18 protein-coding genes are annotated in these 13,985 nt (G+C 69.7%); 5 read left to right on the top strand and 13 right to left on the bottom strand.

Translation table 11 applies throughout. From position 1 onward, the window contains the following. Positions 1–9: 9 nt before the first annotated feature. From rdgB to B9W62_RS24035, 4 genes are all read right to left on the bottom strand, one after another. Positions 10–612 carry an RdgB/HAM1 family non-canonical purine NTP pyrophosphatase gene (gene rdgB, locus B9W62_RS24050; RefSeq protein WP_087809102.1) on the bottom strand — a complete coding sequence of 201 codons (603 nt, stop codon included), beginning with the start codon at positions 610–612 and terminating at the stop codon, positions 10–12. Between the two features lie 44 nt (positions 613–656). Continuing rightward, a complete protein-coding gene (locus B9W62_RS24045; RefSeq protein WP_087809101.1) occupies positions 657–1,061 on the bottom strand; it encodes a hypothetical protein in 405 nt (134 codons plus the stop codon). A 191-nt stretch (positions 1,062–1,252) separates the two neighbouring features. Beyond that, complete coding sequence (rph, locus tag B9W62_RS24040; protein WP_087809100.1) at positions 1,253–1,990, bottom strand: ribonuclease PH; 738 nt, start codon at positions 1,988–1,990, stop codon at positions 1,253–1,255. Between the two features lie 76 nt (positions 1,991–2,066). Further along, positions 2,067–2,300: a PTS sugar transporter subunit IIB gene (locus B9W62_RS24035; RefSeq protein ID WP_064728108.1), complete on the bottom strand. Its 234-nt coding sequence runs from the start codon at positions 2,298–2,300 to the stop codon at positions 2,067–2,069. A gap of 158 nt (positions 2,301–2,458) precedes the next feature. Between B9W62_RS24035 and B9W62_RS24030 the strand changes: the two genes are divergently transcribed. After that, entirely contained in the window at positions 2,459–3,754 is a 1,296-nt protein-coding gene (locus B9W62_RS24030) for a PTS transporter subunit EIIC (protein ID WP_087809099.1), read from the top strand. Positions 3,755–3,982: 228 nt separating this feature from the next. Next, complete coding sequence (locus B9W62_RS24025) at positions 3,983–5,233, top strand: PTS transporter subunit EIIC (protein ID WP_087809098.1); 1,251 nt, start codon at positions 3,983–3,985, stop codon at positions 5,231–5,233. A 117-nt stretch (positions 5,234–5,350) separates the two neighbouring features. Here B9W62_RS24025 and B9W62_RS24020 read toward each other — a convergent pair whose 3' ends face one another. Next, the gene (locus B9W62_RS24020; protein ID WP_087809097.1) at positions 5,351–6,103 is read right to left on the bottom strand and encodes an MBL fold metallo-hydrolase; all 753 of its coding nucleotides are present in this window, start codon (positions 6,101–6,103) and stop codon (positions 5,351–5,353) included. A 204-nt stretch (positions 6,104–6,307) separates the two neighbouring features. Between B9W62_RS24020 and B9W62_RS24015 the strand changes: the two genes are divergently transcribed. Further along, complete coding sequence (locus B9W62_RS24015; RefSeq protein ID WP_087809096.1) at positions 6,308–6,484, top strand: hypothetical protein; 177 nt, start codon at positions 6,308–6,310, stop codon at positions 6,482–6,484. Positions 6,485–6,532: 48 nt separating this feature from the next. Here the strand turns inward: B9W62_RS24015 and B9W62_RS24010 are convergent, their stop codons facing one another. From B9W62_RS24010 to clpS, 7 genes are all read right to left on the bottom strand, one after another. Further along, entirely contained in the window at positions 6,533–7,483 is a 951-nt protein-coding gene (locus B9W62_RS24010; RefSeq protein ID WP_087809095.1) for a PLP-dependent cysteine synthase family protein, read from the bottom strand. Positions 7,484–7,489: 6 nt separating this feature from the next. Further along, the gene (locus B9W62_RS24005; protein ID WP_087809094.1) at positions 7,490–7,768 is read right to left on the bottom strand and encodes a MoaD/ThiS family protein; all 279 of its coding nucleotides are present in this window, start codon (positions 7,766–7,768) and stop codon (positions 7,490–7,492) included. Between the two features lie 99 nt (positions 7,769–7,867). Beyond that, positions 7,868–7,963, bottom strand: coding sequence for a putative leader peptide (locus tag B9W62_RS41235; RefSeq protein ID WP_328657635.1), 96 nt, complete (start codon positions 7,961–7,963; stop codon positions 7,868–7,870). 79 nt (positions 7,964–8,042) lie between these two features. Beyond that, positions 8,043–8,465 carry a M67 family metallopeptidase gene (locus tag B9W62_RS23995; protein WP_087809092.1) on the bottom strand — a complete coding sequence of 141 codons (423 nt, stop codon included), beginning with the start codon at positions 8,463–8,465 and terminating at the stop codon, positions 8,043–8,045. Positions 8,466–8,632: 167 nt separating this feature from the next. Continuing rightward, complete coding sequence (locus tag B9W62_RS23990) at positions 8,633–10,060, bottom strand: amino acid permease (protein WP_087809091.1); 1,428 nt, start codon at positions 10,058–10,060, stop codon at positions 8,633–8,635. Positions 10,061–10,411: 351 nt separating this feature from the next. Continuing rightward, on the bottom strand, positions 10,412–11,020 hold the full coding sequence (locus B9W62_RS23980) for a DUF2017 domain-containing protein (protein ID WP_087809090.1): 609 nt from the start codon (positions 11,018–11,020) through the stop codon (positions 10,412–10,414). A 53-nt stretch (positions 11,021–11,073) separates the two neighbouring features. Beyond that, entirely contained in the window at positions 11,074–11,391 is a 318-nt protein-coding gene (gene clpS, locus B9W62_RS23975) for an ATP-dependent Clp protease adapter ClpS (protein ID WP_087809089.1), read from the bottom strand. A 109-nt stretch (positions 11,392–11,500) separates the two neighbouring features. Between clpS and B9W62_RS23970 the strand changes: the two genes are divergently transcribed. Beyond that, complete coding sequence (locus B9W62_RS23970; RefSeq protein ID WP_087809088.1) at positions 11,501–12,832, top strand: nicotinate phosphoribosyltransferase; 1,332 nt, start codon at positions 11,501–11,503, stop codon at positions 12,830–12,832. Between the two features lie 120 nt (positions 12,833–12,952). Continuing rightward, entirely contained in the window at positions 12,953–13,540 is a 588-nt protein-coding gene (locus B9W62_RS23965) for a nicotinamidase (protein WP_087809087.1), read from the top strand. 13 nt (positions 13,541–13,553) lie between these two features. Here B9W62_RS23965 and B9W62_RS23960 read toward each other — a convergent pair whose 3' ends face one another. Further along, positions 13,554–13,898, bottom strand: coding sequence for a hypothetical protein (locus B9W62_RS23960; RefSeq protein ID WP_087809086.1), 345 nt, complete (start codon positions 13,896–13,898; stop codon positions 13,554–13,556). Positions 13,899–13,985 lie beyond the last annotated feature (87 nt).

The raw sequence follows: 13,985 nt of genomic DNA, 5'->3' as shown, positions 1-13,985 counted from the left end.
CCGTGGCTCTCAGCCCAGCAGCTCCCGCACCACCGGCACCAGCGCCCGGAACGCCTTGCCGCGGTGGCTGATCGCGTTCTTTTCCGCCGCCGTCAGTTCCGCGCACGTTCGCGTCTCGCCGTCCGGCTGGAGGATCGGGTCGTAGCCGAAGCCGCCCGTGCCGGCGGGGGCGTGGCGGAGGGTGCCGCGCAGCTGGCCCTCGACCACTCGCTCCGTGCCGTCGGGCAGGGCCAGGGCCGCTGCGCAGGCGAAGTACGCGCCCCGGTGTTCGTCGGCGATGTCGCCGATCTGGGCGAGGAGGAGGTCGAGGTTGGCCTTGTCGTCGCCGTGGCGGCCGGCCCAGCGGGCGGAGAAGATGCCGGGGGCGCCGTTCAGGACGTCGACGCAGAGGCCGGAGTCGTCGGCGACGGCGGGCAGGCCGGTGGCCTGTGCGAGGGAGTGGGCCTTGAGGAGGGCGTTCTCGGCGAAGGTGACGCCGGTTTCCTTGACGTCGGGGATGTGCGGGTAGGCGTCCGCGCCGACGAGGTCGTGGGGCAGGCCCGCGTCGGCGAGGATGGCCCTCAGTTCGGTGATCTTCCCGGCGTTGCGGGTGGCGAGGATGAGGCGGGTCATGGGGTCAGTATTCCGGACCTCCGTGTCCTTCCCCGCCCTTCCCCCTACGGCGTGCAGACCTTCGTCAGTTCGCCCGCCGCGTCGGTGACGGGGCTGAGGTCGGGGGTCTCGTCGCCGTTCTCGACCGAGGTGCGGACGTTGTCGACGGCCTTGCCGAGGTCGTCGACGGCCTTGTTGACGTCGGTATTGTCGGTCTGGTCGCCGATCTTGTCGAGGTTCTTGTCGATGGAGTTCAGGGACTCCTCCCACTGGGTGGGGTCGTCCGCGTTCTCCACGGCCTGCTGGAGTTCGGTGACGCTGTCGGCTATCGCGTCGGCCGTGCGTACGCAGTCGAGGGCCTTGTCGACGGCGTCGCAGCCGGTGGTGAGGCCGGCCGTCAGGGCGATGGTCGCCGCGGTGGCGACGGCGGTGGCGGTGCGGCGAAGGCTGCGGTGGCGGCTCGCGGCCATGGGTCTCGGTCCTCCCCTTGGGACAGGGCCGGGCGGCCCGTGTGCGGTGCGGCGTCGGGCGTACGGCAAGGACTGCTGCCGTACGCCCGTGGTGCTGTACTGCTAGGGACGCGCCGTCGAGCGGCCGAGTTGCGTGTGCGGCCGCCTTTCCTTGAGGCGTTTTTGGTTCTCCCTTTGCCTTGCGCGGGTCTTCAGCGTTCGAGGACCGTCTCGAGTGCCTTGCGCTGGAGTTCGGCCAGTTCCGTGCAGCCGGCGGCGGCGAGGTCGAGCAGGGTGTTGAGTTCGTCGCGGGCGAAGGGCTCGGCCTCGGCGGTGCCCTGGACCTCGACGAAGCGGCCGTCGCCGGTGCAGACGACGTTCATGTCGGTGTCGGCGCGGACGTCCTCCTCGTAGCGGAGGTCGAGGAGCGGGGTGCCGCCGACGATGCCGACGGAGACGGCGGAGACGGTGCCGGTGAGCGGCTTGCGGTTGGCCTTGATCAGCTTGCGGCCCTGGGCCCAGCCGATGGCGTCGGCGAGGGCGACGTAGGCGCCGGTGATGGCGGCGGTGCGGGTGCCGCCGTCGGCCTGGAGGACGTCGCAGTCCAGGACGACGGTGTTCTCGCCGAGCGCCTTGTAGTCGATGACGGCGCGCAGGGACCGGCCGATGAGGCGGCTGATCTCGTGGGTGCGGCCGCCGATGCGGCCCTTGACGGACTCGCGGTCGCCGCGGGTGTTGGTGGCGCGGGGGAGCATGGCGTACTCGGCGGTGACCCAGCCTTCGCCGCTGCCCTTGCGCCAGCGCGGGACGCCTTCGGTGACCGAGGCGTTGCAGAGGACCTTGGTGTCGCCGAAGGAGACGAGGACGGAGCCTTCGGCGTGCTTGCTCCAGCCGCGTTCGATGGTGACGGGGCGGAGCTGCTGGGGGGTGCGGCCGTCGATTCGTGACATGCGGGTGAGCCTAGCGGCCCATGGGGAAGGGGCCTGTCCCGGAGTGGGAAAGGCCCCTTGCCGGTGAGCCGGTGGCTCACATCATGTCTTCGATCTCCGCCGCGATCGGGTCGGCGTCGGTGCCGATGACGACCTGGATGGCGGTGCCCATCTTGACGACGCCGTGGGCGCCGGCGGCCTTGAGGGCGGCTTCGTTGACCAGCGCGGGGTCGTTGACCTCGGTGCGGAGTCGGGTGATGCAGCCTTCGATCTCGTCGATGTTCTCGATGCCGCCGAGGCCGGCGACGATCTTCTCAGCCTTGCTGGCCATGTTCGTTCTCCCTGATCCGGACCGCTTTGTCGCAGTAACCCACAGTTGGCCCAGCTTCGCGAGCGGTCATGCGGTGTGTACCGAATGATGGCGTCACGACGGCGGTGCCGTCTGTCAACTGGTCTACACCAGTGTACCGGCGACCGGATGGAGACCGGATGAGTGCCGACAACGCGGTCAGTCCCGCTCGCGCCCGCTGGAACACGGCGTTCCAAGGGTTGCAGAAGATGGGTCGCTCTCTTCAGTTGCCCATCGCGGTCCTGCCCGCCGCCGGCATTCTCAACCGGCTGGGGCAGCCGGACGTGTTCGGGGACGACGGTCTCGGCTGGACGAACGTCTCGAAGGTGATGACGGGCGCGGGCGGCGCGCTGCTCGACGGGTCGTTGGGGCTGCCGCTGCTGTTCTGTGTGGGCGTGGCCATCGGGATGGCGAAGAAGGCGGACGGTTCGACGGCGCTCGCCGCGGTGGCGGGGTTCCTCGTCTACTACAACGTGCTGCGGCAGTTTCCGGAGGACTGTCCGGAGGGGTCGAAGGTGGTCCCGCAGATCGGTTGCCAGGTGACCGACGGGTCGGGCGAGGTGACGGCGTTCGTCTTCCAGAACCCCGGTGTCTTCGGCGGCATCGTGATGGGGTTGCTGACGGCGTACTTCTGGCGGCGCTTCCACCGTACGAAGCTGGTGGACTGGCTGGGCTTCTTCAACGGCCGCCGGCTGGTGCCGATCATCATGGCGTTCGTGGCGATCGTGTTCGCGGCGCTGTGCCTGTGGGTGTGGCCGCCGATCGGTGACGCGCTGGAGAGCTTCAGCGACTGGATGACCGGGATCGGCGCGTGGGGCGCGGGTGTGTTCGGTCTGGCGAACCGGGCGTTGCTGGTGATCGGTCTGCATCAGTTCCTGAACGTGCCGATGTGGTTCCAGTTCGGCTCGTACACGAAGCCGGACGGCACGGTGGTGCACGGTGACATCAACATGTTCCTGGCGGGCGATCCGGACGCGGGTCAGTTCACGACCGGCTTCTTCCCGATCATGATGTTCGCGCTGCCGGCGGCGGCGCTGGCGATCACGCACTGCGCCAAGCCGCACCGGCGCAAGGAGGTCGGCGGCCTGATGCTGTCGGTGGGGCTGACCTCGTTCGTGACGGGGATCACCGAGCCGCTGGAGTACTCGTTCCTGTTCATCGCTCCGCTGCTGTACGCGGCGCACGCGGTGCTGACGGGGGTGTCGATGGCGGTGACGTGGGCGCTGGGGGTGAAGGACGGGTTCAGCTTCTCGGCGGGGCTGATCGACTACGTCATCAACTGGAACCTGGCGACGAAGCCGTGGCTGATCATTCCGATCGGGCTGTGCTTCGCGGTGGTGTACTACGCGGTCTTCCGGTTCGCGATCACGAAGTTCGATCTGAAGACGCCGGGCCGGGAGCCCGAGGAAGACGTGGAGGACGTCACCAAGGTGTAGGACCGCACGCGTCCTCACGTACCCTTTGAGGGTGGTCTCGCGAAGGCCCCCGGACCCTTGGTCCGGGGGCCTTTCGCTGCGCCCTCTCGCGTGTGTGAGCAGGGGACTTGACCCGGTACTGCGCGTAGCGGTCCGGTCGCGGAATCACGGGTTCCTTACGCCGCCTTCATCGTGCTACAACAGGTCTACACCACTGAGTGGTGTAGACCACCACCCGATGGAGGAAGCATGAGCACCGCCACCGACACGGCGGCCCCCGCAAAGAAGCGGGGATCCGGTCTTTTCCAGGGGCTGCAAAAGGTAGGACGCAGCCTCCAGCTCCCGATCGCCGTTCTTCCGGCGGCGGGCATCATGGTCCGTCTCGGTCAGCCGGACATCTTCGGCGCGGACGGCCTCGGCTGGGACAAGGTCGCCGCCGTCTTCAACAACGCGGGCGGTGCCCTCACCGGCTCGCTGCCGATCCTGTTCTGCATAGGCGTGGCCATCGGCTTCGCCAAGAAGGCCGACGGCTCGACCGCGCTGGCCGCGGTGGTCGGCTTCCTCGTCTACAGCAAGGTGCTCGAGGCCTTCCCGGTCACCGAGGCGGTGGTCAAGGACGGCGCGGACGTCGCCGCGACCTACAACGACCCGGGGGTGCTCGGCGGCATCATCATGGGTCTGCTCGCCGCCGTGCTGTGGCAGCGGTACCACCGCAAGAAGCTGGTGGACTGGCTCGGCTTCTTCAACGGCCGTCGCCTGGTGCCGATCATCATGGCCTTCGTCGGCATCGTCGTGGGTGTCTTCTTCGGTCTGGTCTGGGAGCCCATCGGCGACGGCATCTCGAACTTCGGCGAGTGGATGACCGGCCTCGGCTCCGGCGGCGCGGCCCTCTTCGGTGGTGTGAACCGCGCGCTGATCCCGGTCGGCATGCACCAGTTCGTGAACACGGTGGCCTGGTTCCAGCTCGGTGACTTCACCAACTCCGCCGGCGACGTCGTGCACGGTGACATCACCCGCTTCCTGGCCGGTGACCCCTCCGCCGGCATCTTCCAGGCGGGCTTCTTCCCGATCATGATGTTCGGTCTGCCGGCCGCCGCCCTGGCCATGGCGCACACCGCCCGCCCGGAGCGCCGCAAGGCCGTCCTCGGCATGATGGTCTCCCTGGCCGCGACCTCGTTCGTGACCGGTGTGACCGAGCCGATCGAGTTCTCGTTCATGTTCATCGCGCCGGTCCTGTACGTGCTGCACGCGGTGCTCACCGCGATCTCGATGGCGATCACGTGGGGCCTGGGTGTGCACGCCGGGTTCAACTTCTCGGCCGGTTTCATCGACTACGCGCTGAACTGGCACCTCGCCACCAAGCCATGGCTGATCATCCCGATCGGTCTGGTGTTCGCGGCGATCTACTACGTGACGTTCCGCTTCGCGATCGTCAAGTTCAACCTGAAGACCCCGGGCCGCGAGCCCGAGGAGGAGGTCGAGGACCTCACCAAGGCGTGAGCCCCGGCCGTACGGCGTGACGAAGGCCCCGGAACCGCGAAGGTTCCGGGGCCTTCCTGCCGTGTCGGGGCTCTCGCGGCTGTCGTGGCTGTCGTGGCTGCCGGGGCTGCCGCGGGCTCAGATCTCGTACACCGCGCCCGCCGTGGCGACCCCCACCGCCCCGTCGTACGCCTCGCGGGCGTCGGCCAGGTTGACCGCGGGGTCGGTCCACGGGGGGATGTGGGTGAGCACCAGGCGCCGGGCACCGGCCCGCGCCGCGCTCTCGCCCGCCTCGCGTCCGTTGAGGTGGAGGTCGGGGATGTCCTCCTTGCCGTGCGTGAAGGCGGCCTCGCACAGGAACAGGTCGGTGTCGCGGGCGAGTTCGTCCAGCACCGGGGTGACGCCCGTGTCGCCGGAGTACGTCAGTGAGCGGCCGCCGTGCTCGACGCGGATGGCGTAGGCCTCCACGGGGTGGGCGACGCGCTCGGTGTGCACGGTGAACGGGCCGACCTCGAAGGTGGACGGCTTGACCGTGTGGAAGTCGAACACCTCGCTCATGGAGGAGGCCGAGGGGGTGTCGGCGTAGGCGGTGGTCAGCCGGTGCTCGGTGCCCTCGGGTCCGTAGACCGGGAGCGGGGCGCAGCGGCCGCCGTCGTGCCGGTAGTAGCGCGCCACGAAATAGGCGCACATGTCGATGCAGTGGTCGGCGTGCAGATGGCTGAGGAAGATCGCGTCGAGGTCGTAGAGACCGCAGTGGCGCTGCAACTCGCCGAGGGCACCGTTGCCCATGTCGAGAAGCAGCCGGAAGCCGTCGGCCTCGACGAGGTAGCTCGAGCAGGCCGATTCCGCGGACGGGAACGACCCCGAGCAGCCGACGACGGTGAGCTTCATGAAGCAGAAACCTCCGCTGGCGCGTGTGGAGAGACGGGGGTCGTGCGGTCCGTCGAGCGTAAGGCGCAAAACCTGCGGTCGCTCCTCCGCCAGGGGCCGTTGTGGGCGAACTCACCTGCGGGATCACCGGTTCGGCTGGAAGCGGGGCGTGCGGGGACCTGGAAGGGGCGCGCGGTCGCGGCGCGCGCCGGTACCGTCGTCGGTATGGACACGTCCTGGTGGCTCGTCTTCGCGGCGGTGGTGCTGCTCGCGCTCGTCGCCACGGTCGTCGACGGCTGGGGCCGGGGCCGGCGGCCTCGTCGCCGCGGGCGGCGTCCCCCGGACGGGCCGGACCGGCCGGACGGGCGGGACGGGCCGGGCGGACGAGGTCCCGAGAACTGAAGCGCCCCGCGACGCGTACGTCGCGGGGCGGTTCGCCGGGTGGGGCCGTCAGGCCCAGAGCTGGCCGTGGAGGGTCTCGATGGCCGCCTCGGTCGTCTCGGCGGTGTAGACGCCGGTGGACAGGTACTTCCAGCCGCCGTCGGCGACGACGAACACGATGTCGGCGCTCTCCCCCGCCGTGACCGCCTTCTTCCCGACGCCGATCGCGGCGTGCAGGGCGGCGCCGGTGGAGACGCCCGCGAAGATGCCCTCCTGCTGGAGCAGCTCGCGGGTGCGGGTGACGGCGTCGGCGGAGCCCACCGAGAAGCGGGTGGTGAGGACGGAGGCGTCGTACAGCTCGGGCACGAAGCCCTCGTCGAGGTTGCGCAGGCCGTAGACCAGGTCGTCGTAGCGCGGCTCGGCGGCGACGATCCTCACGTCCGGCTTGTGCTCGCGCAGGTAGCGGCCGACGCCCATCAGGGTGCCGGTGGTGCCGAGTCCGGCCACGAAGTGGGTGATGGAGGGCAGGTCGGCGAGGATCTCCGGGCCGGTGCCGGCGTAGTGGGCGCCCGCGTTGTCGGGGTTGCCGTACTGGTAGAGCATCACCCAGTCCGGGTGCTCGGCGGAGAGCTCCTTGGCGACCCGTACGGCGGTGTTCGAGCCGCCGGCGGCCGGGGAGGAGATGATCTCCGCGCCCCACATGGTGAGCAGGTCCCGGCGCTCCTGGGAGGTGTTCTCGGGCATCACGCAGACGATGCGGTAGCCCTTGAGCCGGGCGGCCATGGCCAAGGAGATGCCGGTGTTGCCGCTGGTCGGCTCCAGGATGGTGCAGCCCTTGGTGAGGCGGCCGTCCTTCTCCGCCTGCTCGATCATGTGGAGCGCGGGGCGGTCCTTGATCGAGCCGGTCGGGTTGCGGTCCTCCAGCTTGGCCCAGATGCGGACGTCGTCGGACGGCGACAGCCGCGGCAGGCGCACCAGGGGGGTGTTGCCCACCGCGGCCAGCGGGGAGTCGTAGCGCATCGGCGATCAGGCCATGCCGCCGGCCACGGCCGGCAGGATCGTGATGCTGTCGCCGTCGGACAGCTTGGTGTCGATGCCGTCGAGGAAGCGGACATCCTCGTCGTTCAGGTAGACGTTGACGAAGCGGCGCAGCTGCTCACCCTCGACGATGCGGGCCTGGATGCCCGTGTGCCGGGTCTCGAGGTCGGAGAAGAGCTCGGCGAGGGTGTTCCCGGCGCCCTCCACCGCCTTCTGGCCGTCGGTGTACTGGCGGAGGATGGTCGGGATGCGGACCTCGATGGCCATGGCTGAGTGCTCCTGTCGGAAGTTTGTCGTGGGTTCGTGGGGCGCGCGGCGGCACACGTCAGCACGCCGCGGCTCACGGCCGTACGGCGGCAAGGAAGATCAACAGATGGCGCTTTTCAGCCTGCACAGGTCGACGTGCAGCCGCGCCACGAGCAGCGTGCCCGGCGCCTTGTCGCTCACGTCGAGAAGAACCATGGGCTCATCGTATCGATTCCCGGTCCGGCTTCCGGAGTGTGATCTCACCTGATGGACCCTTTTCGTCCGAGGTGCGAGATCAGTACGCCTCTACGACCTTGACCTCCTCCTCCGTGACCTCGCCTTCCACGATGCGGAACGACCGGAACTGGAACTCGCCGGCGCCGTCGGTGTCCGCGGTGGAGACGAGAACGTAGTGGGCCCCGGGCTCGTTGGCGTAGCTGATGTCGGTGCGGGAGGGGTGGGCCTCGGTGGCGGTGTGGGAGTGGTAGATGACCACCGGCTCCTCGTCGCGGTCGTCCATCTCGCGGTACAGCTTGAGGAGGTCCTGCGAGTCGAACTCGTAGAAGGTGGGCGAGCGGGCGGCGTTGAGCATGGGGACGAACCGCTCGGGGCGGCCCTCGCCGACGGGACCGGCCACCACGCCGCACGCCTCGTCGGGGTGGTCCTCGCGTGCGTGGGCGACGATCTGGTCGTACAGGGCCTGGGTGATGGTCAGCATGCGGCCAGGATAAGCAGACGGGCTCCCCCGTACCGGTGGGTGGTACGGAGGAGCCCACATGCCGGACATCCTGAGCGGTGGCCATAGGGGAGGCCACGAGCGTCCCCGTTGGCCGGATGTCCTGGGGTGCGCCCGAAGGCGCTGGTCAGCGGCGTTCGGTGGGGCCGTCAGCCGATCTTCTCGAACTCCGGCTCGCCGGGCCGCTCGGTGATCTGTGGGTTGCGGCTCTTGAGCACCGCCCAGCCGATGCCGAGGGCGGCGGCCCAGCCGGCCATCACGTACAGGCAGACGCGGGCGTCGGCGTCGTAGGCGATGAGGCAGGTCACGAAGAGCAGGAAGGCGATGGCGATGTAGGAGCAGACCGAGCCGCCCGGCGCCGGGAAGGAGGAGGCGGGCAGGCGGCCCGCGACGACCTTGCGGCGGTACAGCACGTGGCTGATCAGGATCATCAGCCAGGTCCAGATGCCGGCGGCGGTGGCGACGGAGGTGACGTAGCCGAAGGCCTTCTCCGGGACGAGGTAGTTCAGGACGACGCCGATGGCCATGAAGACGACGGAGACGGCGATGCCGATGGCCGGGGTCTTCGTCGAGGACAGCTTGTTGAAGATCCTGGGCGCCTCGCCGTTGTCCGCGAGGGTGCGCAGCATCCGGCCCGTGGAATACATGCCGGAGTTGCAGGAGGACAGGGCGGCGGTGAGCACGACGAAGTTGACGATGCCGGCGCCGGCCGGGATGCCGATGACCGCGAAGGCCTCCACGAAGGGGCTGACGCCCTCGGCGAACTCGGTCCACTTGACCACCGCCAGGATGACGGTGAGGGCGCCGACGTAGAAGAGGGCGATGCGCCAGGGCAGGGTGTTGATCGCCTTGGGGAGGGTCTTCTCCGGGTTCTCGGACTCACCGGCGGTGACGCCGACCAGCTCGACGGCGAGGTAGGCGAACATGACGCCCTGGAGGGTCATCAGGGACGAGCCGATGCCCTTGGGGAAGAAGCCGTCGAACTCCCACAGGTTGGAGACGGCGGCGGTGTCGCCGGCCTGGCTGAAGCCGAGGGTGAGCACACCGATGCCGATCACGATCATGCCGATGATGGCGGTGACCTTGACCATCGAGAACCAGAACTCGATCTCGCCGAACAGCTTCACCGAGATCAGGTTGGCCACGAACAGCAGCACCAGGAAGACCAGGGCCGAGACCCATTGCGGGATGTCCGGGAACCAGTAGTGGATGTAGATGGCGGCGGCGGTGAGTTCCGCCATGCCGGTGACCACCCACATCAGCCAGTACGTCCAGCCGGTGAAGTAACCGAAGAAGGGACCGAGGAACTCGCGCGAGTACTCGGCGAAGGAGCCGGAGACGGGTCGGTAGAGGAGCAGCTCGCCGAGCGCCCGCATGATGAAGAAGATGATCACGCCCGCGAGGGCGTACATGAGGATGATGCTGGGGCCGGCCTTGGCGATGTTGGCCCCGGCGCCCAGGAAGAGACCGACGCCGATGGCGCCGCCGATCGCGATCATCTGGACCTGGCGGCTGTTGAGACCGCGCTCGTAGCCCTCTTCGGGGGCCTTGTCCGTGTCGACCTGCGCAGAGGTCATGTGTGGTGCGCCTTTCTCCATGCCGATCCGGACCTTCTGTCGGCCTCGGATCGGGTCTCGATCCCCCCGGATGATGGAGCTGAGCGGGCCTCACATCCCGCTCGGTGCCTGGCCGGCGGTCTGCCGGCTCGGTGGCGCACCCGGCCGAACATTCGGGTGGTGTTCGCCGGGCGGTCGTGAAGATTTACCACGGCGGCGGCGCTGATCACAGGGGCGGCCTGTGACGTGTCACACAGGGAGAAGCGGACGAAAGCCGCACCTCCGGGACAAAGGAGGCGCGGCTTTGACGGGATCGTTATCCGGATTTGAGGTCCCGCTGAGCGGACACGGAGAGTGACCAAACGGTATCGGTCAGGGCATAAGGGTCGCGACGAGCGACTCCTGGAGCCCGCCGAGCCACAGGTAGGCCATCACCATCGGCTTGCGCGGGTCCTCGTCCGGGAGCCGGTAGAGCAGGTCGGTGTCGTCCTCGTCGGCGATCTCCAGGCGGGAGCCGATCGCCAGGCGCAGGTCGTTCAGGGCGCGCAGCCACTGCTGGGACTCCTCGGGCGACAGCTTCAGCACCGCGCCCTCCTCGCCCGCCGACGCGGAGGAGAGGGCGTCCAGGGTGCGCACCACGGCCAGCGCGTTGTCCCGCTTGCCGGCCCGCAGGTCGTTCTCGGTGTAGCGGCGGAACTCCGCGGAGTGCGCCCGCTGCTCCTCGGCCTCCTGGGCCTGCGGGGCGCCCTCGGGGTCGCCGTAGGCGTCCGGGAACAGGCGGCGCAGCACCGGGTCGGAGGGCGGCTCGCTCGGGCCCTCGGCGAACAGCTCGGCGAGCGGGTCGTCGGAGGCGTCCTCGGCGGGCCCCGGGCCGATCAGCTCCAGGAGCTGCACGGCCAGCGAGCGGATGATGGAGATCTCGACGTCGTCGAGCGCGACGGCCGCGCCGCCGCCGGGGAGCGGTTCGAATTGTCCGGGCATGAAGGCGATTCAGCTGCTTCCGTCCTGCGGGCGGGCATGGGTCGTTTCCGGGCTCATTTCCGGTCCTGCTGGAGGGTGGCCCACAGGCCGTAGCCGTGCATGGCCTGTACGTCCCGTTCCATCTCCTCCCGGCTGCCGCTGGAGACGACCGCCCGGCCCTTGTGGTGGACATCCATCATGAGCTTGGTGGCCTTGTCCTTGGAGTAGCCGAAGTACGACTGGAAGACGTACGTCACGTAGCTCATGAGGTTGACGGGATCGTTGTGGACGATCGTCACCCAGGGCACGTCGGGCTCGGGTACGGCGAAGACCTCCTCCGTCGGCTCGGTCTTCTCGATCTCCATGGGTGCGGCTGCCGTCACACAGCCCATGCTGCCACCACAGGGGGGCACCCGCACAAACGGGCCTGTGGCGGGTGTCACCAGGGCCGGACGGACATCGAAATCGTCAGAGTGACGAAATGGGGGTACGATCCAGCCTATGAACACAGCGGACCTTGGGCTGCCGGTGGACGTCCCCTCGACGGCGCTCTTCACGGACCAGTACGAGCTGACCATGCTGCGGGCCGCCCTGAAGGCCGGTACGGCCGGGCGGCGCAGCGTGTTCGAGGTCTTCACCCGGCGGCTGCCGGACGGCCGCCGCTACGGCGTGGTGGCGGGCACCGGGCGAGTGCTGGACGCGGTGGAAAACTTCCGCTTCGACGCGGACGTGCTGCGCTTCCTGCGCGAGCAGGACATCGTCGACGAGGAGACCCTGGACTGGCTAGCCCAGTACCGGTTCAGCGGCGACATCTGGGGCTACCCCGAGGGCGAGGTGTACTTCCCCGGCTCGCCGATCATGCGGGTCGAGGGCACCTTCGGCGAGTGCGTGCTGCTGGAGACGGTGATCCTCTCCATCCTCAACCACGACTCGGCGATCGCCGCCGCCGCCTCCCGCATGTCCTCCGCCGCCGGGGACCGGCCGCTGATCGAGATGGGCGCCCGCCGCACCCACGAGCTGGCCGCCGTGGCCGCCGCCCGCTCGGCCTACGTCGGCGGTTTCGCCACCACCTCGGACCTGGCCGCGGGCTTCCGCTACCACATCCCCACCGTCGGCACCTCCGCCCACGCCTTCACCCTGCTGCACGACAACGAGCGGGACGCCTTCCGCGCCCAGGTCGACGCGCTGGGCCGGGACACCACGCTCCTGGTGGACACCTACGACGTCGCCGAGGCCGTCCGCACGGCCGTGGAGGTCGCCGGGCCCGAGCTGGGCGCGGTACGCATCGACTCCGGCGACCTGCTGCTCGTCGCCCACCGGGTGCGCCAGCAGCTCGACGAGCTGGGCGCGACGGACACGAAGATCGTGGTGACCTCGGACCTGGACGAGTACGCCATCGCCTCGCTGGCGGCGGCGCCCGTGGACGCCTACGGCGTCGGCACCCAGCTGGTCACCGGCTCCGGGCACCCGACGGCCTCGATGGTCTACAAGCTGGTCGCCCGCGCCGAGTCCGGCGCGCAGGGGGCGCCGCTGGTGCCGGTGGCCAAGAAGTCCAGCGGCGGCAAGACCTCCGTCGGCGGCCGCAAGTGGGCCGCGCGGCGCCTGGACGCGGACGGGCACGCCGAGGCCGAGGTGGTGGGCACCGGGCCGGTGCCCGACGCGCTGGCCGACCGGCAGCTCCTGGTCGAGCTGGTCAAGGGCGGCGAGGTCGTCGCCCGCGAGCCGCTGGACGCCGCCCGGGACCGGCACGCCGCCGCCCGCGCCAACCTCCCGCTGTCCGCCACCCAGCTCTCCCGTGGGGAACCCGTCATTCCGACGGAGTACGCACAGTGAGGCTCGGGTAGCTAAAGCTGGTGCGGCCCCACAAGGGCCGAATCAGCCCCGTCCGTCCGGCCACACCCGCTCCCGCCGACCCTCCCGACCCACAGCCGACCAAGCCGAAGGACACCGACCATGCGCCGCGCCTTGATCGTCGTAGACGTGCAGAACGACTTCTGCGAAGGGGGCAGCCTCGCCGTGTCCGGCGGTGCCGACGTGGCCGCCGCCATCACCGAGCTGATCGGGCAGGCGCCCGCCGGCTACCGCCACGTGGTGGCCACCCGGGACCACCACGTCGCACCGGGCGGCCACTTCGCCGACAACCCGGACTACGTCCACTCCTGGCCGGCGCACTGCGTCGCCGGTACCGAGGGGGTCGGCTTCCACCCGAACTTCGCCCCCGCCGTCGCCTCCGGCGCGATAGACGCCGTCTTCGACAAGGGGGCGTACGCGGCCGCCTACAGCGGCTTCGAGGGCGCCGACGAGAACGGCACGGGCCTCGCCGAGTGGCTGCGCACCCGCGAGATCGACGAGGTCGACGTGGTGGGCATCGCCACCGACCACTGCGTGCGGGCCACCGCCCTGGACGCCGCCCGCGAGGGCTTCCGTACGCAGGTGCTGCTCGACCTGACCGCCGGCGTGGCCGTGGAGACCACGGAGCGGGCGCTGGAGGAGCTGCGGGAGGCGGGCGTGGAGCTGTCCGGGAAGCCGGTCGTGCAGTAGCCCCCGGGGGCTCCTACGTCTGAGCGGTCGGGCGTCTGAGCAGGGCGCGGATCGGGTGCCACAGCTCCTGGACCAGGTCGGGGCCGCCGACCGTGCCCGCCACCGGTGCCGTGCGCCATATCAGCCCGTCCGGGTGGTGCAGGACCGCGGTGACCTCGTCCGGCGTCGGCGGGGCCGCGTTGCCCCGCAGGTAGACGCTGCGCAGCCCCAGGTTGCGCAGCCTGGTCAGGGCGCGCGCCCGGTTCTGGGCGTGGACGAGAAAACGCACGCTGCCGCCGCTCGACGGGGCGGGGCTGGGCAGGTTCAGTGCCACCACCACCGTGCCGTTCGGCAGCTTGCAGAAGCCTCCTGCGGCCATGCGGTCATACCCCCGAGTCAGCCTGGGTCGGTCCGGGTACCGGGCCCGGTGTCAATAAGAGAACCACAGGACGCACCTAAACACGGA

Origin of the sequence: Streptomyces sp. CS113 (assembly GCF_002188365.1) — a bacterium.
Lineage (GTDB): Bacteria > Actinomycetota > Actinomycetes > Streptomycetales > Streptomycetaceae > Streptomyces > Streptomyces tendae.
This window is presented reverse-complemented; position numbering and strand designations above follow the sequence as displayed.

Excerpts from the sequence above, each read along its gene's own strand:
- B9W62_RS24025 (WP_087809098.1), top strand. The coding sequence starts at position 3,983 with ATGAGCACCGCCACCGACACGGCGGCCCCCGCAAAGAAGCGGGGATCC.
- B9W62_RS24005 (WP_087809094.1), bottom strand. The coding sequence starts at position 7,768 with ATGGCCATCGAGGTCCGCATCCCGACCATCCTCCGCCAGTACACCGAC.
- B9W62_RS24020 (WP_087809097.1), bottom strand. The coding sequence starts at position 6,103 with ATGAAGCTCACCGTCGTCGGCTGCTCGGGGTCGTTCCCGTCCGCGGAA.
- B9W62_RS24045 (WP_087809101.1), bottom strand. The coding sequence starts at position 1,061 with ATGGCCGCGAGCCGCCACCGCAGCCTTCGCCGCACCGCCACCGCCGTC.
- B9W62_RS24015 (WP_087809096.1), top strand. The coding sequence starts at position 6,308 with ATGGACACGTCCTGGTGGCTCGTCTTCGCGGCGGTGGTGCTGCTCGCG.
- B9W62_RS23980 (WP_087809090.1), bottom strand. The coding sequence starts at position 11,020 with ATGCCCGGACAATTCGAACCGCTCCCCGGCGGCGGCGCGGCCGTCGCG.
- B9W62_RS41235 (WP_328657635.1), bottom strand. The coding sequence starts at position 7,963 with ATGGTTCTTCTCGACGTGAGCGACAAGGCGCCGGGCACGCTGCTCGTG.
- B9W62_RS24010 (WP_087809095.1), bottom strand. The coding sequence starts at position 7,483 with ATGCGCTACGACTCCCCGCTGGCCGCGGTGGGCAACACCCCCCTGGTG.
- B9W62_RS23960 (WP_087809086.1), bottom strand. The coding sequence starts at position 13,898 with ATGGCCGCAGGAGGCTTCTGCAAGCTGCCGAACGGCACGGTGGTGGTG.
- B9W62_RS23965 (WP_087809087.1), top strand. The coding sequence starts at position 12,953 with ATGCGCCGCGCCTTGATCGTCGTAGACGTGCAGAACGACTTCTGCGAA.
- B9W62_RS23970 (WP_087809088.1), top strand. The coding sequence starts at position 11,501 with ATGAACACAGCGGACCTTGGGCTGCCGGTGGACGTCCCCTCGACGGCG.
- clpS (WP_087809089.1), bottom strand. The coding sequence starts at position 11,391 with ATGGGCTGTGTGACGGCAGCCGCACCCATGGAGATCGAGAAGACCGAG.
- rdgB (WP_087809102.1), bottom strand. The coding sequence starts at position 612 with ATGACCCGCCTCATCCTCGCCACCCGCAACGCCGGGAAGATCACCGAA.
- B9W62_RS24030 (WP_087809099.1), top strand. The coding sequence starts at position 2,459 with ATGAGTGCCGACAACGCGGTCAGTCCCGCTCGCGCCCGCTGGAACACG.
- rph (WP_087809100.1), bottom strand. The coding sequence starts at position 1,990 with ATGTCACGAATCGACGGCCGCACCCCCCAGCAGCTCCGCCCCGTCACC.
- B9W62_RS24035 (WP_064728108.1), bottom strand. The coding sequence starts at position 2,300 with ATGGCCAGCAAGGCTGAGAAGATCGTCGCCGGCCTCGGCGGCATCGAG.
- B9W62_RS23990 (WP_087809091.1), bottom strand. The coding sequence starts at position 10,060 with ATGACCTCTGCGCAGGTCGACACGGACAAGGCCCCCGAAGAGGGCTAC.
- B9W62_RS23995 (WP_087809092.1), bottom strand. The coding sequence starts at position 8,465 with ATGCTGACCATCACCCAGGCCCTGTACGACCAGATCGTCGCCCACGCA.